Source organism: Stutzerimonas stutzeri, assembly GCF_024448935.1.
GTDB classification, from domain to species: domain Bacteria; phylum Pseudomonadota; class Gammaproteobacteria; order Pseudomonadales; family Pseudomonadaceae; genus Stutzerimonas; species Stutzerimonas stutzeri_AO.
This window is the reverse complement of the sequence record NZ_JAMOIE010000005.1, coordinates 1-19,919: the sequence shown is the minus strand read 5'-3', so window position 1 is coordinate 19,919 and position 19,919 is coordinate 1. Positions and strand designations below refer to the sequence as shown.

General features: G+C 60.8%; 19 protein-coding genes. 6 read left to right on the top strand and 13 right to left on the bottom strand.

Annotated features, from left to right (window positions below):
* Positions 1-103: 103 nt before the first annotated feature.
* The 4 genes from NA637_RS02405 (at position 104) to NA637_RS02390 (ending at position 4,929) form a co-directional block, all read left to right on the top strand.
* Positions 104-1,021 (top strand): AAA family ATPase, encoded by a 918-nt coding sequence (locus tag NA637_RS02405; protein WP_256070857.1) that lies wholly within the window; start codon positions 104-106, stop codon positions 1,019-1,021.
* Between the two features lie 31 nt (positions 1,022-1,052).
* Positions 1,053-2,015: a DUF58 domain-containing protein gene (locus NA637_RS02400; RefSeq protein WP_256070856.1), complete on the top strand. Its 963-nt coding sequence runs from the start codon at positions 1,053-1,055 to the stop codon at positions 2,013-2,015.
* Positions 2,012-4,033: a transglutaminase TgpA family protein gene (locus NA637_RS02395; protein ID WP_272888892.1), complete on the top strand. Its 2,022-nt coding sequence runs from the start codon at positions 2,012-2,014 to the stop codon at positions 4,031-4,033. The genes NA637_RS02400 and NA637_RS02395 overlap by 4 nt, the downstream gene beginning before the upstream one ends.
* Positions 4,034-4,131: 98 nt before the next feature.
* Positions 4,132-4,929 (top strand): acyl-CoA thioesterase, encoded by a 798-nt coding sequence (locus tag NA637_RS02390; protein WP_256070855.1) that lies wholly within the window; start codon positions 4,132-4,134, stop codon positions 4,927-4,929.
* 65 nt (positions 4,930-4,994) lie between these two features.
* Here the strand turns inward: NA637_RS02390 and NA637_RS02385 are convergent, their stop codons facing one another.
* Both NA637_RS02385 and NA637_RS02380 read right to left on the bottom strand, forming a co-directional pair.
* A complete protein-coding gene (locus NA637_RS02385; protein ID WP_256070853.1) occupies positions 4,995-6,467 on the bottom strand; it encodes a methyl-accepting chemotaxis protein in 1,473 nt (490 codons plus the stop codon).
* Between the two features lie 110 nt (positions 6,468-6,577).
* The gene (locus tag NA637_RS02380) at positions 6,578-7,390 is read right to left on the bottom strand and encodes a TatD family hydrolase (RefSeq protein ID WP_256070852.1); all 813 of its coding nucleotides are present in this window, start codon (positions 7,388-7,390) and stop codon (positions 6,578-6,580) included.
* Positions 7,391-7,564: 174 nt separating this feature from the next.
* On the opposite strand from NA637_RS02380, the gene NA637_RS02375 reads away from it, so the two are divergent.
* Entirely contained in the window at positions 7,565-8,977 is a 1,413-nt protein-coding gene (locus NA637_RS02375) for a transglycosylase SLT domain-containing protein (RefSeq protein WP_256070851.1), read from the top strand.
* A 180-nt stretch (positions 8,978-9,157) separates the two neighbouring features.
* Here the strand turns inward: NA637_RS02375 and NA637_RS02370 are convergent, their stop codons facing one another.
* From NA637_RS02370 to hemN, 3 genes are all read right to left on the bottom strand, one after another.
* Positions 9,158-9,706, bottom strand: a complete 549-nt coding sequence (locus tag NA637_RS02370; protein ID WP_256070850.1) for an adenine phosphoribosyltransferase — start codon at positions 9,704-9,706, stop codon at positions 9,158-9,160.
* Positions 9,707-9,716: 10 nt separating this feature from the next.
* Entirely contained in the window at positions 9,717-10,451 is a 735-nt protein-coding gene (gene fnr / locus NA637_RS02365; protein WP_256070849.1) for a fumarate/nitrate reduction transcriptional regulator Fnr, read from the bottom strand.
* A 106-nt stretch (positions 10,452-10,557) separates the two neighbouring features.
* Positions 10,558-11,955, bottom strand: coding sequence for an oxygen-independent coproporphyrinogen III oxidase (hemN, locus tag NA637_RS02360; RefSeq protein WP_256070848.1), 1,398 nt, complete (start codon positions 11,953-11,955; stop codon positions 10,558-10,560).
* A gap of 193 nt (positions 11,956-12,148) precedes the next feature.
* Between hemN and nadE the strand changes: the two genes are divergently transcribed.
* On the top strand, positions 12,149-12,976 hold the full coding sequence (nadE, locus tag NA637_RS02355; protein WP_256070847.1) for an ammonia-dependent NAD(+) synthetase: 828 nt from the start codon (positions 12,149-12,151) through the stop codon (positions 12,974-12,976).
* Positions 12,977-13,035: 59 nt separating this feature from the next.
* Here the strand turns inward: nadE and NA637_RS02350 are convergent, their stop codons facing one another.
* The 8 genes from NA637_RS02350 to NA637_RS02315 form a co-directional block, all read right to left on the bottom strand.
* Positions 13,036-13,770, bottom strand: a complete 735-nt coding sequence (locus NA637_RS02350) for a sulfite exporter TauE/SafE family protein (RefSeq protein ID WP_256070846.1) — start codon at positions 13,768-13,770, stop codon at positions 13,036-13,038.
* Positions 13,763-13,972 carry a cbb3-type cytochrome oxidase assembly protein CcoS gene (ccoS, locus tag NA637_RS02345; RefSeq protein ID WP_256070844.1) on the bottom strand — a complete coding sequence of 70 codons (210 nt, stop codon included), beginning with the start codon at positions 13,970-13,972 and terminating at the stop codon, positions 13,763-13,765. The genes NA637_RS02350 and ccoS overlap by 8 nt, the downstream gene beginning before the upstream one ends.
* Before the next feature lie 88 nt (positions 13,973-14,060).
* The gene (locus tag NA637_RS02340; RefSeq protein ID WP_256070843.1) at positions 14,061-16,490 is read right to left on the bottom strand and encodes a heavy metal translocating P-type ATPase; all 2,430 of its coding nucleotides are present in this window, start codon (positions 16,488-16,490) and stop codon (positions 14,061-14,063) included.
* 7 nt (positions 16,491-16,497) lie between these two features.
* The gene (locus NA637_RS02335; RefSeq protein WP_256070841.1) at positions 16,498-17,001 is read right to left on the bottom strand and encodes a FixH family protein; all 504 of its coding nucleotides are present in this window, start codon (positions 16,999-17,001) and stop codon (positions 16,498-16,500) included.
* Positions 17,002-17,012: 11 nt separating this feature from the next.
* On the bottom strand, positions 17,013-18,425 hold the full coding sequence (gene ccoG, locus NA637_RS02330; protein ID WP_256070839.1) for a cytochrome c oxidase accessory protein CcoG: 1,413 nt from the start codon (positions 18,423-18,425) through the stop codon (positions 17,013-17,015).
* A gap of 137 nt (positions 18,426-18,562) precedes the next feature.
* Positions 18,563-19,480: a cytochrome-c oxidase, cbb3-type subunit III gene (gene ccoP / locus NA637_RS02325; RefSeq protein ID WP_256070837.1), complete on the bottom strand. Its 918-nt coding sequence runs from the start codon at positions 19,478-19,480 to the stop codon at positions 18,563-18,565.
* Positions 19,481-19,663 carry a cbb3-type cytochrome oxidase subunit 3 gene (locus tag NA637_RS02320; RefSeq protein WP_256070836.1) on the bottom strand — a complete coding sequence of 61 codons (183 nt, stop codon included), beginning with the start codon at positions 19,661-19,663 and terminating at the stop codon, positions 19,481-19,483.
* A gap of 6 nt (positions 19,664-19,669) precedes the next feature.
* On the bottom strand, positions 19,670-19,919 hold a 250-nt coding region (locus tag NA637_RS02315), incomplete at its 5' end, for a cbb3-type cytochrome c oxidase subunit II (protein ID WP_256070835.1).

The window sequence follows — 19,919 nt, the reverse complement described above, 5'->3', positions numbered from 1 at the left end:
TGGATCAAGGTCCGGATCACAAACTCGTTACCCGGCGTTTCCTGTGCTTTGCCTGGCTGCGGATGGCCAGTAGCATTGGAGCGGACAAACAGAGGAGAGTTGCATGCGCACCCGATTGGATGTCTGTCTGCGGGCGGTCAATGAAGTGCTGCTCGGCAAGCAATCGCAGGTGCGATTGGCCATGGCTTGCCTGCTGGCGAAGGGGCACCTGCTGGTGGAAGACCTGCCCGGCATGGGCAAGACGACGTTGAGCCATGCGCTTGCAAAGGTCATGGGGCTGGACTTCCAGCGCATCCAGTTCACTTCAGACCTGCTGCCCGGCGATATCCTCGGTACCTCTGTTTTCGACAAGGATAGCGGTCAGTTCGTATTCCACCCTGGACCGATCTTCGCTGAGTTGGTGCTGGCTGACGAGATCAACCGGGCCACACCGAAAAGCCAGAGCGCGCTGCTTGAAGCGATGGAGGAAGGCCAGGTCACCATCGAGGGCGCGACGCGGCCGTTACCGGAGCCCTTCTTCGTGGTTGCCACGCAGAACCCGGTCAGCTCTGGCGGCACCTTCGCGTTGCCCGAATCCCAGTTGGATCGCTTCCTCATGCGCCTTTCGCTGGGCTACCCCGCCAAAGCGGCGGAGAAAGCGTTGCTGCTCGGCGATTCGCGTCGTGATTTGCTCACACGGTTGCAACCCCAGCTGGATCGCGCCGAGCTGGCTGCTATCCAGCAGGCGGCGAGCGCCGTTCGCGTCAGTGATGCTCTGGTCGATTACGTCCTGCGCCTGGTCGAGGCCACGCGCACCCAGCCGCAATTCGCCTGGGGCCTGTCACCTCGCGCCAGCCTGGCGCTGCTGGCGGCAGCCCGTGCCTGGGCCTTTCTCGACGGCCGAGATTACGTCATCCCCGAAGACGTCCAGGCGGTGCTGCCCTCGGTGGTCGGCCATCGCTTGCGCGAACGTGCCGATGCCACCGGGCATGGCGGCGGCGCGCTGGTGCAATGGCTGTTGCGCGAAGTGCCGGCGTTGTAATGCCGCCTCTGCCGGACTGACGGGGGCGGCTATGCGAGTGCTACCACGGATACGAGACCGCTGGCTGCTGAAACGCATCCCTCCGGGTCCTGGCGTACGCCTCAACCAGCGGCGTATCTTCATCATGCCCACAGCGGTCGGGATGAGCTTCCTGGCCGCGCTGCTGTTGATGCTGCTTGCCGCGATCAACTACGAGAACAGTCTGGCTTATGCCCTGACGTTTTTGCTGGGCTCGGTATTTGTCGTGGCGATTCTGCATACCTGGCGCAACCTGGCGGGTCTCGAATTGCAGGCCGGGGGGGCGGAGGCGGTTTTTCTTGGCGAGCAGGCGTGTTTGCGGGTACGCCTGGAGAGTCGCGGACGCCTGTATCAAGCCGTCTCGGTCGGATGGCCCAAAAGCGGCCTGCAGTTGGTTGACGTGCCAGCCGCAGGCACCTGCGAACTGCAGCTGAGCCTGCCCACCGAGCGTCGTGGCAGGCTACGACCAGGACGGTTGCGCGTTGAGAGTAGATTCCCCTTGGGCATTCTCGTGGCGTGGAGCTGGGTGGATTTGCAGCTTGCCGCGCTGGTGTACCCACGCCCACTCGCGGGCGATCTGCCTCGGGCCGTCGGGCTGGACGAAGAGAGCGGTGAAGGTTCACGGGCGCAGGGCAGCGGCATCGACGATTACCAGGGCTTGCGTCCCTGGCAACCAGGCGACTCGAGAAAGCGCTTGAACTGGAAAGCCTACTCGCGCGGTCAAGGCTTGCTGGTGAAGGATTTCACTGCGCTGTCCGGTGAGGACCCGCTCCTGGATTTCGATGAACTCGTCGGCGATATCGAATCCCGGTTGTCGTTGCTCTGTCATTGGGTCGTGGAACTGTCGTCGCGCCAGCAGCCCTTCGCCCTCCGAGTGGGGGAAACCACCATCGAGGCCGCTGTGGGCGTTGAGCACCGTAACCGTTGCCTGCGAGTACTGGCGCTGTTCGGCCAGCAGTCGGTGACGCCGCAATGAGCAGCTTGCAGCCTATCCCACGCAACGGCCTGGTCTGGCTGTTGGTCGCGCAGGTGCTGGTCATCCTGCCGCATCTGGCTCATCTGCCACTGTGGATCATCGGCCTCTGGCTGGGTTGCGCGATCTGGCGGGTGCAGATCTTCCGCATGCGCGCTCCATACCCGCGGGGCTGGGTAAAGGCACTGATGATGCTGGGCGCTGCATTTGGCGTTTATTTCTCACGCGGAGGGCTGATCGGGCTCGATGCAGGCGTGGTGCTGCTGATCGCGGCGTTTATTCTCAAACTGGTGGAAATGCGCAGTCGTCGCGATGCGTTGGTACTGGTCTTTCTCGGCTTCTTTGCCGTGGTCACCAGCTATCTGTTCAATGACGACCTGCTCGCCGGGGTTTACAGCCTGGCGCCGATCACCGCGCTGCTGGCGGCGATGATCGGCCTACAGCAGAGCCCTGCGGGCACTCATCCCTGGCCGACGCTGCGACTGGCCGGCTCGTTGCTGCTGCAGGCGATCCCACTGATGCTGGTGCTGTTCGTCCTGTTTCCGCGTCTAGGGCCGCTTTGGTCATTGCCTCAGCCGAAGGATCGCGGCGTGACCGGCCTGGCTGACAGCATGTCGCCAGGCGATATGGCCGAACTGAGTCGCTCGAATGCCCTGGCATTTCGCGCCAGCTTCGAGGGCCCGATCCCTGACAGGGATCAGCTGTACTGGCGAGCAGTGACCTTTGAACGCTTTGATGGACGGCGATGGTCGCAGTCTTTCACATCGAAGCTTCCGCAGACCCCGGAATGGTCACCGCGGGGCGCACCGGTTGCATACAGCATCGTCATGCAGCCCAGTGGGCGGCCGTGGTTGTATGGATTGGACGTAGCGCAGGTCGACGCGGGCGATGTGCGACTGATGAGTGATTTCCACCTGGCGCGCCCTCGGCCAGTCGACAAACCGCTGCTGTACCAGGCGACTTCCTGGCCGGAGGCACTGCGCGAGCCAAATGCCGGACCTGCTGTTCTGGGAAGGGCTTTGCAACTGCCGTCCACAGGCAACTTACGCAGTAGGGCCTGGGCGGCGGAGCTGCGACGCGCGCATAAGGCGCCCAAGGCAACGGTGCAAGCGCTGCTCAGCCATTTCAACCGGCAGCCGTACAGCTATACCTTGCGCCCTTCGCCGGTGGGCGAGGACATCGTCGACGGTTTTCTCTTCGATACGCTGAACGGATTTTGCATTCATTACGCAGGCGCGATGACCTTCGTGCTGCGCGCGGCCGGTATCCCCGCGCGGGTGGTCGCTGGCTATCAGGGTGGGGAGGTCAACCCTTCGGGCAACTACCTGTCGGTGCGTCAACTTGATGCCCATGCCTGGGTTGAATATTGGCAGGCGGGCAGCGGTTGGGTCAGTGTGGATCCGACATTCCAGGTCGCGCCGGAACGGATCGAGCGCGGGCTGGAGGAGGCGCTTGGCGCTGAGCAGGAGTTGATCGAAGGCGCCATGATGGACCTCCGGCGCTACCGCGACATTGGCTGGCTGAACGACCTGCGTTTCGGCTGGGACAGCCTCAATTACGGCTGGCAGCGCTGGGTCCTTGATTACCAGGGCGAACGGCAGCTGGAGGTACTGCAAGGATTGTTCGGCAAAGTCGACGCCCGCACACTCGGTTTAATGACGGTGGCCATGGGGGCCTTGCTGGTTGTCCTGCTGGCGCTTGGGCTCCTGAAACCTTGGCGCCGGGAACAGGATGCGCAACTGCGCCAGTTCCAGCGCTTCGAACAATTGCTGGCGCGGCATGGCGTGGCACGGCGCGCAGGCGAGGGCGCGCGTGACTTCGCCCAACGTGCAGCAGAGCGGCTGCCGGGTGCTGCCGACCCGATTCAAGCGTTCGCTGGACTGTACGAACAGGCCCGCTATGCGGGGCAGCCAACCGACCTGGCAGAGATGAAGGCTGCACTCGGCAGCTTGCGACGCCAGCTGCCTTGGCGTGCCACTGTGAGCAAGCCGCGGGGTGGCATCGACGGCGACAACCCATAGCTGCTCGAGATGGCATGACATCACCAGGTGTTCGGCGATGCCTGCGCGGGTCTGCGCAGCGATAAGATGAACCGCAATAACAACGAGCCGAGGTAGGAATGACCCTGTCCGAACTGCTACACGCCGTGCATGAAACCCCTCAAGGTGTCGTCGTGCCTGCCAGCTGGGGGCAAGGCCGGGCCGGTTTTGGAGGGCTGGCCGCGGCGCTGGTATTTGAGGCCATGCAGGCGAAAGTGCCGAGTGATCGTCCGGTGCGGTCGCTGTCGATCAGCTTTGTTGGGCCGCTTGCGGTTGATGTGCCTGTCAGCTTCGAGGCTGAAGTGCTGCGTGAAGGCAAGGCGGTCAGTCAGGTACTTGGCCGTGCCATCCAGAACGGCCAGGTGGTGACTCTGGTGCAAGGCAGCTTCGGCGCAGCGCGTGTTTCCGCCGTCAGGGTGGAGGCTGAGCCGGCGCCTGAACTGCCGCCGGTGGAGGCCTGCCAGGAGCTGCCCTACATCAGCGGCGCAACACCTGAGTTTGCCCGCCATCTCGCCATGCGCTGGGGCATTGGCGGTCTGCCTTTCTCAGGTAATACCTCGCGAGAAATGGGCGGATGGGTTCGTCAGCGTGGCGAGGTCGACCGGGAGCCGGTAACCGTCTCGCATCTGCTTGCGCTGGTCGACGCATGGCCACCGGCCGTGCTGCCACACCTGAACAGTTTCGCGCCGGGCAGCTCGCTGACCTGGACCATCGAGTTTGTCCAGCCACTGCCAATACTCGATACCCACGAATGGTGCCGGTACCGCGCGGTGATCGAGCATGCTCAGGATGGCTACGGTCATTGCGCGGCCGCGTTATGGACCGGCAACGGTGAATTGGTTGCATTGAGTCGGCAGACGGTAACCGTCTTCGGATAAGCCGAGCGCCGCCCGCTGGCTCTTGCGCCAGCGGGCCAATAGGCTATCGGTACACGCAGATGCGCTCAAAGCTTGAGCTGGTGAATCGCTTTGCTGAGTTCGCCGGAGAGCGCCGCGAGCTCTGCGCTGGTGTTTGCCGATTCGACGGTTTGCTGGACCGTTTGCTCGGTGACGTCGCGAATGCCGGTGACCGAGCGGTTCAGCTCCTCGGCAACTTCGCTCTGTTGTTCAGCGGCCACGGCAATTTGCGTGTTGCTTTCGCGCATCTGTGCGACTGCCGCAGTAATGGCTTCGAGCGCGAGTCCTGCGTCGCGTGCTTCGCGCATGCAGTCGTCTGCCTTGAGTGAGCTTTCCTGCATGAATTCGACGGCGTCGCGGGTCATGGCTTGCAGGCCGGTGATCATCTGGGTGATCTCGTCAGTCGACACCTGAACGCGTTTGGCCAGGTTGCGCACTTCATCTGCAACCACAGCGAAGCCGCGGCCCATTTCACCGGCACGTGCGGCTTCAATCGCCGCGTTCAGTGCCAGCAGATTGGTTTGTTCGGCGATGCTGTGGATGACGCTGACCACGCCGTTGATTTTCTGGCTGTCGGCGGCAAGCTGGCCGATTGTTTCGGCCGTTTGCTGGACGCCCTGCGACAGGCTGGATATAGAGCGCTCGACCCGTCCCACGACATTCTGCCCGTTGCCTGCGAGGCGGTCGGCACTCTGCGACTGGTTGCGCGTCTCCCTGGCGTGTTCGGCGATGTGGTGGACAGTGGCGGTCATCTCGTTGATCGCAGTCGCTGCCTGGTCGGTTTCGCTCTGCTGGCCGAGCATGCCCTGGCGGACCTCGCTCATGCTTGATGCCAGTCGAGCGGCTCCGTCATCGAGGCGGGTCGCGGCCTGGGCAACGGTGCTGACAATGCGTTGGTAACCGGCTTGCATCGCGTTGAATGCCGCAGCCATCTCGCCGACTTCATCAGCGCTGGCCAAAGGTACTCGCATCGACAGGTCGCCGCTGCGCTCGACATGCACCATCACGTTCTTGAGCGTGTTGAGATGGCTCAGAAGGAAGTGGATCAACAACTGTGATGCGGCCAGCAGCACCAGCATCAGCACAGCAACAGCAACGGCGTAGCTAAAGAAATGTTCACCCAGCAGTTGCATGGTGCTGGGCACACGAGCCAGCACGGCCAGGGTGTCCCCGCCCGGTCGGACCACCAGTTGGGCGCCCACGATCGGTGTCTTGCCGAACAGCCGGTCATGTTCGATTGCAACCCACCCTTGGCGGGCGGCTACCGGTTGCCCCTCGATAGCAACTGCCTGACCAGCCGGAAATACTTGAATGTCGGCATCCCTAGGGGGTGCGGAGCCTTCTGGCCAGGCCTGTAGCAGAGCCGCCAACTGCTGCGCATTGTTCTGTGCATCGTGGCTTCGCGACTGCTGTTCGAGTTGCAGGGCAAAGAGCACCAGTAGCAGCGTGGTAGCGAACGACACCAGGTTCAGCGCCCAGAACTTGTACTTCAGTGAGAGATCGCGAATCCATACAGCCATTGCATGCCCTTCTTATGTCGATGACAGGAACGGTTCGTCGCGCAGTGGCATCGCCGCCTTTTTGCGAACCCGTTCTGTTAACGGCCGAAAGTGGTTGGGCTTGAGCCGGTTCAGGGTTGATTCAGCGGCTCGATGCGGAAGAATTTCTGAGCACAGCGCGTCGTGCTCTGCGCCAGCTGTTCCTCGCTGACGCCTCGATGCTGCGCCACTTCACGGAGTACTTCAGGAAGAAATGCCGGCTCGTTCTGGCCACCTTTAGGTTTCGGCCGCAGCGTGCGTGGCAGCAGGTAGGGTGCATCGCTTTGGAGCATCAAGCGAGCCTCAGGGATGTCGCGCACCAATGGATGCAGGTGAGTGCCGCGGCGCTCATCACATATCCAGCCAGTGATGCCGATGTGGAGGTCGAGATCGAGGTAGGCATAGAGCGCGCGTTTCTCGCCGGTAAAGCAGTGCACGACCGCAGCGCTGAGCTTGTCACGGAACGGTCGAAGTATTTGTGCCAGACGCTGATCGGCGTCGCGCTCGTGAAGAAACACCGGCAGGCCGGTTTCTACCGCCAACTGCAGGTGTTCCTCCAGGACCCGCTCCTGCTGTGCGCGAGGGGACAGATCCCGGTTGAAATCCAGTCCGCACTCGCCGACCGCGCGCGTCTCGGGTTCGGCGAGCAGGGCTTCGAGCTGTGCGCGGGTACCGGACGTCCATTGGCTCGAGTCATGAGGGTGGATACCTGCGGTACAGAACAACCGTTGCCGGCCTTCATCCAGCTCCCGGCAGAGGGCCAGTGCCGCTTCGCTTTCAGCAAGGCTAGTGCCGGTCAAGACCAATTGTGTGACGCCCGCCGTGTAGGCGCGCTGTACCACTGCACGGGGGTCACGGGCAAACGTTGGGTGGGTGAGGTCGACGCCGATGTCGACAAGTTGCATGACGCGTCTCGCTTATGATATCAAAATATATAGATAAAAATCAGTCAGTTGCAACTGCTAATTAAAGTCTGTTAGAAGGTACCGCTGGCGGCCGGGCGCAGGCTATGAGAGTCTTCGCCCCCTTGCGGCAGGGTGCCGCTGTGCATTTTGTCTCATTCGAGCCGATACCCGGAAATGACCCGATTATGTTCCCTGCTGCTGTGTCTGCTGATGCTTGCACCCTGGCCGGCGGTCGCACGGGTGATGGGGCCGCCAGCCTGGCAGTCGGCGGATACCGTACGCGATCTCGCCGATATTCGCCGCAGTGGCGTTCTCCGGGTCCTGGTCAATCAAAGCCGCAACAGTTCCGGCGAGGTCAAAGGCGAGCCCATCGGTGTGGAATACGTGCGCCTGCGCGCCTTCGAGCAGTATCTCAATCGTCGATCGAAGGGCACGCCGATCAGCTTGAAGATCATCCCCAAGGCCAAGGACCAGTTGCTCGGTGCGCTGCAACGCGGTGAGGGTGATCTGGTTGCCCCTGGAGAGATCTTGCCGCAAGGTGCGGCGCGCCGGATAAGCCGTAGCCGTGCTGTGATCGCTCAGGTGCCAATGGTGTTGGTGAGTCGACAGGGTGGCCCTCGTTATGAGAGCTTCGAGCAACTATCAGGTCGTAGCCTGGCGTTGTCGGCCGGCAGCGCCGCGGGTTCTGCGCTGGAGAAGCTCAATCGGAGCTTGATGCAAGCCGGACGGGCACCGATTGCCGTCGAGTGGGTTGACCCCACGTTGGCGGTGGAGGACGTGCTGGAGATGGTACAGGCTGGCGTCTATCCGGCTACCGTAGTGGAGCAGCCCATTGCAGAGCGCTGGGCAAAAGTATTGCCTAAGCTGCGCATCGAATCGCAGCTGACGCTGGGCGACCCCGCCGATATGCACTGGTTTGTGCAAAAGGATGCGGGAATGCTACGTGCGAGCATCGACCGTTTCCTCCAAACCTACAGCGCGCCTGAGAATCAGGATGCAGCATTCGTTCGCGTCTACCGCCGGCTCTATCGGGTGCAGTATCCGCTGGATCGTGTCGGCAGACAGCGCCTGGAAAAAATCCGTCCGACCTTGCAGCGGCATGCCCGGCGGCAAGAGATCGATTGGCTCAACCTGGCTGCGCTGGCCTTCAAAGAGTCGACGCTCGATCCGTCGGCACGCGGTGCAGGCGGAGCCGTCGGGCTGATGCAGGTGACGCCGGCGACTGCTCACAGCATGGGTGTGAAAGATATCGGCCGACTGGATAACAACGTGCTTGCCAGTGCGAAGTATCTGGCGAATATCCGCCAAACCTTCTTTGCCAGCCCCAGGCTGAATGAGCGCGAGCGCATGGCGTTTGTGCTGGCGGCCTACAATCTCGGGCCGCAGCGGGTCCAGAGCCTGCGTGCCGAGGCCCGCCGTCGAGGCCTTAACCCGGACCAGTGGTTTTTCCAGGTTGAGCGCGTCGCCATGTCGAGCATGGGCATGGGTGTGGTCAGCTATGTCAATGCCGTGAACAAGTACTACCTGGCCTACACCCGGGAGCGGTATCTACTCGAAGCAGAGCCGCAGAGCGCTTCCAACAATTGACTCCGTTGCCGCGCTTCGCGGCGAGTAGCTGCTCGGCAGCTTGCAGCCATCGGCGCTCGTTCTCATCGAATAGCCTCTTGCAGCATGGCTCCGCGGTCGACCGCACGCGAAGATGAGCAGAACGCCAGCAAGCCGAGCAGCGCTGCGCAGCGTATCGCCGAGGTCCTTCTGCGCTCGAGACTAGCGCTCGTTGAGCTCGAATGCAGTCAGGGTGAACGTGGGAATGCCCATGTCCTGCAATTGGCGAGAACCCCCGAGCTCCGGCAGGTCGATGATCGCTGCGGCTTCGTGAATCTGAGCGCCCATGCGGCGAACCAGCTGAGCAGCGGCGACCAGTGACCCGCCCGTGGCGATCAGGTCATCCAACAGCAAAACCGAATCCCCTTCGCAGAGGCTGTCGGCGTGCACTTCAAGGTAGGCGTCGCCATACTCGGTGCGGTAGGACGCCGCCAGTACGTCGGCGGGGAGCTTGCCCTTTTTGCGGAACAGAATCAGTGGCCGGTTCAGCTCGTAGGCAATGATCGAGCCGATGATAAAGCCGCGGGCATCCAGCGCACCGACATGGCTAAAATCATTTTCGACGTAGCGCTGGATCAGGCTGTCCGCCACCATGCGTAGAGCTTTCGGCGACTGCAACAGCGGCGTGATGTCACGGAACACTACGCCAGGCTTGGGGAAGTCCGGAACCGGTCTGATCAGGGTTTTGATGGCGAATTCATCAAAGATCATGCGGGCTCCGTTAGGCGTCCATGTTTCCACCCGCCAGGGCACACAACCGGATGGAGTCACGAATTCGGACTTCCTTGCCTTCCGCTTCCAACAGGCCACTCGCCTGGCAGCGGGTAAACACGCGTGAAACCGTCTCTACCGCGAGACCGAGGTAGTTGCCTATTTCATTGCGTGACATGGGCAGGCGGAACTGATTGGCGGAAAAGCCGCGTGCACTGAACCGGGCCGACAGATTGATCAGAAAGGTCGCGATGCGTTCGTCAGCGCTCTTCTTCGACAGCAGCATCATCATCTGCTGATCATCGCGAATCTCGCGGCTCATGATGCGCATTAGCTGGCGGCGCAGCTGCGGCAACAGCACGCTAAGCTCATCGAGGCGTTCGAAGGGGATTTCGCACACCGAAGTGGTCTCAAGGGCTTGTGCGGATACCGGGTAAGTTTCGGTGTCCATGCCGGACAGTCCAACCATCTCGCTCGGCAGGTGGAAACCGGTGATCTGCTCCTCGCCGGCATCCGTGACACTGAAGGTGCGTAGGGCACCGGAGCGGATGGCAAACACGGAACTGAACGGGTCACCCTGACGAAACAGTGTTTCGCCTTTCTTCAGGGGGCGTCCGCGCTTGACGATTTCGTCCAGCGATTCCATGTCCTGCCTATTCAACGAAAGCGGCAGGCAGAGGCCTGAGAGGCTGCAATCATTGCAATTAGCCTGCGGCTGCTTGTGGACCTTGATGGGCTCGGACATTGCGGGATCCTGATAAACCTTACGGTGCCGCAAGACTAACTCACGCAGGCACATTAGGCCAATCGGTACAAGGGTCGCAGTGCGGTCGTCGACTCGTGGTATTTACTCACATAGCCTGGGAAAACCGCGAGGCAGGCTGGGGCGGCAAGCGGTGGTCGAACTGCATGCAGACTGCATGCGCAACCAGCCGTCCGGCCGGCAGAATGGTCATCGCGTCTGCATTCAGTTGGATCAGCCCGTCGGCAGCCATCTGCTCCAAAGCCGGCCAGGTTTGCTCGAAATAGCTCTTGAAGCTGACCCCGAAGATGCTTTCAATCTCATCGAAACGCAGCTCGAAATTACAGAATAATGCCTGGATTGTGTAGCGCCGGATCCGGTCGTCCTCATTGCATCGCAGGCCGCGGATCGTGGCGAGCTGACCTTGTTCCAGCGACTGCTGGTAGAGAGTAATGTCGCCGTTGTTCTGGCAGTACAGATCGCCGATCTGGCTGATCGCTGAAACGCCCAGGCCGACCAGATCGCAATGCCCATGAGTCGTATAGCCATGGAAACCGTGCTGAAGTGCGCCATCCTCCTGGGCCATTGCGAGCTCATCGTCAGGCAGGGCGAAAAGATCCATACCGATATAGCGATAGCCGGCGCGAGTCAGCTGCTCCACGCTGTGTTGCAGCATTGTCAGCATTGTCAGCATTGTCAGCGTGTCCGGTCGGGTGGGTAGCTCTGCGGGGTTGATCTTTCTCTGCGCCATGTACCGTTCCGGTAGATGCGCATAGCTGGAAACTGATACGCGCTCCGGCTGCAGGGCAATCACGTCGGCCATCGTGTGAGCAAACCGCTCGGGTGTTTGCAGTGGTGAACCGTAGGTTAGATCGATCCGTATTGAACGGAACTGCAGGGTTCGGGCAGCCTCGATAACCGTCTGTGTCTGTTTCATCGTCTGCGTGCGGTTGGCTCGCTGCACATCGGGGTCAAGATCCTGCAGGCCGATATTGATGCGATTGAACCCAAGCTCCCGCAATAGCCCCATCATTGGCCAGTCCGCTTCGCGTGGATCGATATCGATGCTGAAATCGCCATGATCGTCATTCTGCAGATTGAAGTGCTTACGCAAATGACTCATTAATCTACGCAGCTCGGCATGGCCGAGTAAGGTCGGCGTGCCACCGCCGAACTGCAGTTGCTGCACAACCTGTTCCGGGCTGAGGTGGCAGCCGATCAGCTCGATTTCTTTTTCCAGTCGGGTAAGGTATGGCAATGCCCGCCCACGATCCTTGGCGATGATCTTGTCGCATTGGCAGTGAGAGCAGATGTCCGCACAAAGCGGCAGGTGGACGTACAGTGACAGCGGCCTGGCCGCTTGGCGGCTGCTGCGCAGTGCATGCAACAGGTCGAATGAGCCCAGCTTGCAGTTGAACTGAAGGGGCGTTGGATAAGCGCTACAGCGCGACCCGTCCTGATCGTAATGATGAACCAGGTCGGCATCCCAGCGAATGGCGTCGAGCATCATACGGTCTCGGGTTGACTGCGGTAACCGGATTCTAGGGCGGCTTTCGCTGTTTAGACTTGACCTGTATCAAGCGAGTCCAGAGCCTGTTGCGGCGCCCGAGACCGGCGGTACGCAGAAGGAGATTTATTCGCTGAATTATGGTCGGATTAGCTACCGTCGTTCCCGTCTTATCAACTGCAAGGAGAAACCCATGCATCCTCGTCAGCAAGAAATCGCTGCTGCGCTTAACGTTTGCGCCCCTTTCGATGGGGCAGCCGCGATACAGGCCGAGATTGATCGGCGAGTCGCCTTCATCCAGCAATGTCTGCGTGAGTCCGGTCTCAAGACGCTGGTGCTGGGAATCAGCGGGGGTGTCGATTCGACCACCGCTGGCTTGCTCGCGCAGCGTGCAGTCGAAGGCATGCGCGAAGCGGGCGAGGGCGATGACTACCGATTCATTGCTGTCCGGCTACCCTATCAGGTTCAGCATGACGAAGACGAAGCGCAGCTTGCGGTCGATTCGATCAAGCCGGACGAGTGCCATACGGTCAACATCGGTGCCGCCGTGCAAGGCTTGACGCGAGCGACCGAGGCGCTTGATGACTTGACGCCGGAAATGCGCGATTTCGTGGTCGGTAACACCAAGGCGCGGATGCGCATGGTGGCGCAGTACACCATTGCCAATGCTAGGCAGGGGCTGGTTATCGGCACCGATCATGCCGCCGAAGCGGTGATGGGGTTCTTTACCAAATTTGGCGATGGGGCTTGCGACCTGACGCCGCTGGCCGGTTTGGTCAAGCATCAGGTCCGTGAGCTGGCCGCTGCATTGGGTGCGCCTGAACAGCTGGTAAGGAAAGTCCCCACTGCCGATCTCGAAGAGCTTTCACCCGGCAAGCCGGACGAAGATGCTCATGGGGTGAGCTATCAAAATATCGATGCCTTTCTGCAAGGCCGAACGGTACCTGACGAGGCGGCTCGCATCATCATCGACACCTACGATAAGTCGGCGCACAAGCGCCAGCTGCCGAAAGAGCCCTGAGCGAAATGCAGGCGTGAACGGAAGCCGGCGTTTCGGTGGCTCTCTCGGTCAGCGGCATTTCACTGATGAACGTGCGGGGGCGCTTGCTGCAGGGACGCACCGCCGACATGGCCAGGGCCCATCAGCCATTGCTGATGAGGGCCTGGAAGCGTCCAAAGGCCAAAAAGGATCACGGTGACACCGCCGAGCATTCGCACGCCGCGTTTACGCAGCACTGCGGTAAGTCGTTCGGCAGCCAGGCCGGTTGCCAGAAGCACGGGCCAGGTGCCGATGCCGAATGCCAGCATCAACAGGGCGCTGTCCAGCGCATCGCCCTGGCTCGCCGCCCATAGCAAGGTGCTGTAGACAAGGCCGCACGGCAGCCAACCCCAGAGAGCGCCGAGCAACAAGGCTCGTGGAACATTCTTAACCGGCATCAGCCGACTGGCAAATGGTTGGATATGGCGCCAAAGGCCTCGTCCAATCGTTTCGACACGGGTCAGGCCTGCCCACCAGCCGGCTAGATACAAGCCCATACTGATCAGCAGCAGTGCGGCTAGAATCCGCAATGCCATCGCGGCAGGGCTGTTGGCAACGGCCCAACCGGCCAGTCCGATCAGCAGACCGGCAAAGGTGTAGCTCAGTACTCTTCCCAGGTTATAAGCCACGAGCAGGCGCAGGCGTTTGCCGCGTTGCGCAGCAGGAATAGCCATGGTCAGGGCACCCATCAAACCACCGCACATACCTAAACAGTGGCCTCCACCAAGCAGGCCGAGCACCAGAGCCGATATCAGCAGTGGCAACAATTCATTCACGATCGGGATTCCCTTCGTCGCGACGCTTGTCTGCCTGCTCAATGCCTGCCCGGTGCTTGGGATCTTCTTCGTCGAAAAGGATGCTATGGGCGGGGCCGTCCAGGTCATCGTACTGGCCGCTGTCGACGGCCCAGAAAAAGACCCAAATGGCCAACGCAACCAGAACCACGGCGACGGGGATCAAAATGTAAAGTGCAGCCAAAGATGCCTCCTGTAACGATGGGTCAAGGCGAGCCCGACAACGATGGGTCAAGGCGAGCCCGACTAGGCGCGCTCCTATCGTACGCCAGTCAGGACAGACTGTCGGGTCGCCGCTGACTCGGCAGTCGGCTCAGCCGCAACGCGTTCAGCACCACCAGCAGCGAACTGGCAGACATGCCCAGTGCCGCCCACAGCGGTGTTACCCAGCCGATAGCCGCGAATGGCAAGATCAAGCCGTTGTACAGACTCGCCCAGGTCAGATTTTCGATGATGATATGGCGGCTGCGGCGCGCCACGCTGAATGCCTGCACCAGGCTGTCGAGACGGTTGCTGAGCAGGACGGCGTCAGCGCTTGTCTTGGCAAGATCGGTGGCCGAACCCATGGCCACGCTGATGTCGGCAGCCGCGAGGACTGGAGCATCGTTGACGCCATCACCAAGCATCAGCACGCGCCGACCTTTGGCTTGCAGGTGCTGCAGGTGAGTTAGTTTGTCGGTTGGGGTCATGCCGCCGTGCGCATCTTCGATGCCGAGCCGCCGGGCGATTTCGCCTACCATCGGCGAACTGTCGCCGGACAACAGAACCGTTTTCCAGCCACGGGATTTGCACGCTTGCAGCAGAGCCGGCGCGTCATCACGCAAGCGGTCGTTGAGCACCAGCCACGCCAGAGGCCCCTGAGTATCGCCCAACAGCAACCATTGGCCCTCTTTGCCGGGAATCTCGGGCGCTGCGCCGGCATAGCCATTCGCTACGAAATCGGGCTGACCGATACGTAGCGTACGTTCCCCGACCGAACCTTGTAGACCCAGGCCGGGAATGCTGTTTACGGCTTCGGCTGCCCGGGGCGCTCGGCCGAACGCCCGGGCAATCGGATGCTCGGAGCGGTTTTCCAGGGCTGCGGCCAACTCCAGACAGGCATTGGCATCCAGCTCAGCCAGTGGCCGCACCTCACTCAGGGTCAGGCGACCTTCGGTCAGGGTTCCGGTCTTGTCGAAAATCACCGTGTCGATGTGAGTGAGGCCTTCCAGCACATGGCCCCGAGTGAGCAACAAGCCAAGCTTGTGCAGCGTGCCAGTGGCGGTGGTCAAGGCGGTCGGTGTAGCCAGCGACAAAGCACAGGGGCAGGTGGCCACCAGCAAGGCAAGAACGATCCAGAACGCGCGTTGCGGGTCGATCTGCCACCATACAATGCCAACCACAGCGGCAGTCAGCAGTACGATCACCAGGAACCACTGCGCGACCCGGTCGGCCAGCTCGGCCAGGCGCGGTTTGTCCGACTGGGCGCGTTCCAGCAGGCCGACAATCGCGGAAAGCCGAGTATTGTCGCCGAGCGCCTGCACCTCTACGGTCAGGGCGCCTTCGACGTTTAGGGTTCCCGCAGTGACGGCATCGCCAACGATTCGAGCCTGCGGCAGGTACTCGCCGGTGAGGACCGATTCATCGACGCTCGATTGTCCACTGAGGATACGACCATCGGCCGGGATTAGCGCGCCGGGTTGAACCAGCACTCGATCGCCGAGTTGCAACTCTCGAAGCAGAATCCGTGCAGTCTGGCCATTGTCGGCCAATTTCAGGCAAGAAGCCGGCAGCAGATTCACCAGCTGTGCGGTCGCCGCAGCGGTGCGTTCCCGCGCGCGGCGCTCGAGAAAGCGTCCGGCCAGAAGAAACAGGGCGAACATGCCCACCGCATCGAAATACAGCTCGCCCTGACCGGTGACCGTCGACCAGATACCCGCGACATAGGCGCCACCAATCGCCAGCGAAACAGAAACGTCCATGGTCAGATGGCGGGTGCGTAGATCACGCAGTGCACCTTTGAAGAAATCGGTGCAGCAATAGAAGACGATCGGCGTGGTCAGCAGCAGAGCGGTCCAGCGAAGAATGCTGTCCATGCCTGGCGAGAGGTCGATGTTGAATTCGGGCCAGGTGGCCATGGTCGCCATCATTACCTGCATCCACAGCAAGCCGGCTACGCCGAGTTGGCGCATGCTGCGTCGGTTCTCCTGAGCAAGCCGCTCCGCCGCCTGGTCAGCTTGATAGGGATGAGCGGCATAGCCGATACGACGAAGCTCGGCGAGCAATTCGCTGAGCGGCAAGGCGGCGTCATCCCAGCGCACCCGCAGGCGATGGTTGGAAAGGTTCAGGCTGGCTTCCGAAATCCCGTCGAGCCGGCGCAAATGTTTTTCGATCAACCAACCGCAAGCGGCACAGCTGATGCCTTCAATCATCAGTGAGGCATCGGCCAGCTCACCTTCATGGCGAACGAATGGCGCTTGCACGTCCTTGCGATCGTACAGCTCCAACTCTTCGGTGAGTGCCTGTGGCAGGGTATCTGGGTTGATAGATGCATCGCTGCGATGCGAATAGTAGCTTTCCAGACCGCCTTGGACGATCGCTTCTGCGACCGCCTGGCAGCCGGGACAGCATAGCGCCCGCTGCTCGTTCAGCACGCGGGCGTGATATGCACTGCCAGCAGGTACTGGCAGCCCGCAGTGGTAGCAGGGAATGGGGCTTGCCATCGTTCGATCAGTAGCTCAGATCGATCGTCTGACCGCTTGCGATTTCCTTTTCCTCGAACAGTCGCCAATCCTGGTCGCCCTCTCGGCCGAGCAGCTCAACGAAACGTCTGCCGGTGACTGGCTCCTGCATCTGTCCCTGATAGAACCCATCACCCTGGGGCTGTAGAACGATACGACGGTCGCGTTCTGGCTGCGTAGGGGAGAGCAGGTTGAGTATTACCTGTTGCGGGCGGCTCGCTCCGCTCAGTTGGAGTTCGGCGAGTCCACGTTCGTCGTTGAGGTTGAGTTGCGCCTGCATTTGCAGGCGCTCAGCGAGCTTCTCGCGTTCCAGTGACTGGTTTATACCCTTGCCCGCATCGTAATAATTGTCGGAGACCAATGAATCGGCATTGCGGATCGCAATGGTCAACATCGAGGTACCGAGGATGACCGACATCAGCAGAATGCCAATGACGAACCAGGCCCAGAACTGCTTATACCAACGGGTGTTTTCGTGCTCGGAATGGCTCATGTACTACCTGTTCAGCGAATGCTCGGGCCGATGAAGCGGCTCTCTGATTCGTCTTCAATTGCGGGGTCGTCGGCCGATCTGATGTGGAAGACGATGTCATTGGTGCTCGAGGGCAGCTGTTCCGGTGCGACCGAGAGCTCCACCGGAACGGTGACCAGCTCGCCTGCCTCAGCACGAATCTCGTTGCGCCCCTCGTATTGCAAGCCTTCCAGGCCAACGGCTTCGATGATGAAGGTTTGCTCATTTTGGGCCTTGTTCATTACCTTGAGCGTATAAACGTTCTCGATCCGTCCTTGCTCATTCTCTCGGTAGAGAACACGGTCCTTCAGAACATCGAGCTTGACCAGCGCGCGATCCGAGACGGCATAGGCGAACACGCCCATCATCGCTGCCAGCGCAACGGCATAACCGATCAGCCGCGGCCGCATCAGATGGGTTTTCTGTCCGGACAGATTGTGCTCGGTGGTATAGCTGATCAGGCCACGCGGGTAATTCATCTTGTCCATGATGGTGTCGCAGGCATCGATACAGGCGGCGCAGCCAATGCATTCAATCTGCAGGCCGTCGCGGATATCGATGCCGGTGGGGCAGACCTGCACGCACATGGTGCAGTCGATGCAATCACCGAGGCCCATCGCTTTGTAGTCGGCATCCTTTTTCCGCGGGCCACGACGCTCGCCGCGACGCGGGTCGTAGGAGACGATCAGCGTGTCCTTGTCGAACATCACACTCTGGAAACGAGCGTACGGGCACATGTAGATACAGACCTGCTCGCGCAGATAGCCGGCATTACCGTAGGTGGCGAGGGTAAAGAAGCCCACCCAGAACAACGCCCAGCCGCCCACCTGTAGCGTCACGAGATCAGGCACCAGTTCCCTGATCGGGGTGAAATAGCCGACAAAGGTAATGCCGATCGCCAGGGAAACCGCCAACCAGATGGAATGCTTGGCCGCTTTACGCAAAAACTTGTCTGCGCTCATAGGTGCCTTGTCGAGCTTCATGCGCTGGTTTCGGTCGCCCTCGGTGACCTTCTCCGCCCACATGAAGACCCAGGTAAACACGCTTTGGGGACAGGTATAGCCACACCAGACGCGCCCGGCGAAGACGGTGATGAAGAACAGCCCGAATGCGCAAATGATCAGCAGTGCCGACAGCAGGATGAAGTCCTGTGGCCAGAAGGTCGCGCCGAAGATGTAGAACTTGCGCTCTGGCAAGTCCCACCAAACCGCTTGCCGACCGTTCCAGGTCAGCCACACGGTTCCGAAATAGAGAACGAACAGCAGCGCGCCGCCGACGAGTCGCAGATTGCGAAACAGGCCGGTGAAGGCGCGGGTATAGATTTTTTCGCGAGCAGCGTAAAGGTCGGAAGACGAGGCGACCTTGGCAGGAGGGGTTACATCATGAACGGGGATTTGCTCGGACATCGAATACGTACCACTGCGGAGGGTGAGTGTCCCGGTCGATACGTGCCGGCCGGGATCTTTTGCTTACCTGCTGCGAATGGTACGCCTCGTCAGTCGAAGCACGCTGCGACCTCGGGTCGCAGCCTGGACCGATTGGATCAGTCCTCCGACTTCTGCGAGAGGCTATACACATAAGCGGCCAGCAGGTGCACCTTGTCGTTGCCAAGGATCTGCTCCTGGGCTGGCATCCGGCCATTCCGACCGTAGCGCAGGGTCTGCTGAATCTGTCCGAAACTCGAGCCGTAAAGCCAGACGTTGTCGGTCAAATTAGGCGCGCCCATGGCCTGAGTGCCTTTGCCTTCTGGACCATGGCACGCTACACAGTTGGCTGCGAAGATCTTTTGACCCTGCTCAATGTCGACGTTGATACCCTCGGGGGTATCACGTCCGGACAGGCTGCGAACGTAGCCGGCGACATTGCGGATGCCGTCTTCGCCGATCACGTCACGCCACGCAGGCATGGCTGCCTGACGACCGCCCATGATGGTGGTCTTGATGGTCTCGGGGGCGCCGCCCCACAGCCAGTCGTTGTCCGTCAGGTTGGGGAAGCCGTAGGCGCCCTTGGCGTCCGAGCCATGGCAGACGGAGCAGTTGGATGCGAACAGGCGACCGCCCATCTTCAGGGCTTGCGGATCCTGAGCGGCTTCTTCGACCGGCATCGCCGCGAACTTGGCATAAAGTGGACCGTACTGTTCGTCCGCCTTGTCCATTTCGCGCTGCCATTCCTTCACTTGGGTCCAGCCGCCTTCGTAGCCGGGCAGCATGCCCTTCCAGTTACCCAGTCCCGGATAGAGGACCAGATAGCCGAGGGCGAATATCACGGTGCCGACGAACAGCATGAACCACCAGCGCGGCAGCGGATTGTCGTATTCCTCGATGCCATCATAGGAATGGCCGACGGTTTCTTCGGTGCTTTCGTGGCGTTGTCCCTTGCGAGTCGCCAACAGCAGCCAGACCAGGGCTGCGATGGTCCCCAGACTCAGCAGGGTGATGTACCAACTCCAAAACGAGGTCATTTATTTCTTACTCCTGGAAGCTTCTTCATCACGCTTGTTGACGTCGGGCTCGTCCGCGAAGGGCAGGTTGGCCGCTTCGTCGAAGCTTTTCTTGCGCTTGCTGCTATAAGCCCAAAGGATGATGGCTATCATTGCGACGAAAACAAGAATGGTGCCCAGGCCGCGAAGAGTCCCGATATCCATGGTGCGTTACCGTTTGTTGGTGAGTGCAGTGCCGAGCACTTGCAGGTAGGTGACCAGGGCATCCATTTCGGATTTGCCTTTGACCGCTTCTTTAGCGCCGGCGATGTCTTCTTCGGTGTAAGGCACGCCAACGCTGCGCAGTGCAACCATCTTGTCGGCGGTGTCCTTGCCGTCGAGGCTGTGCTCGACCAGCCAGGGGTAGGAAGGCATCTTCGATTCCGGCACGACATTGCGCGGGTTGTAGAGGTGCGCACGA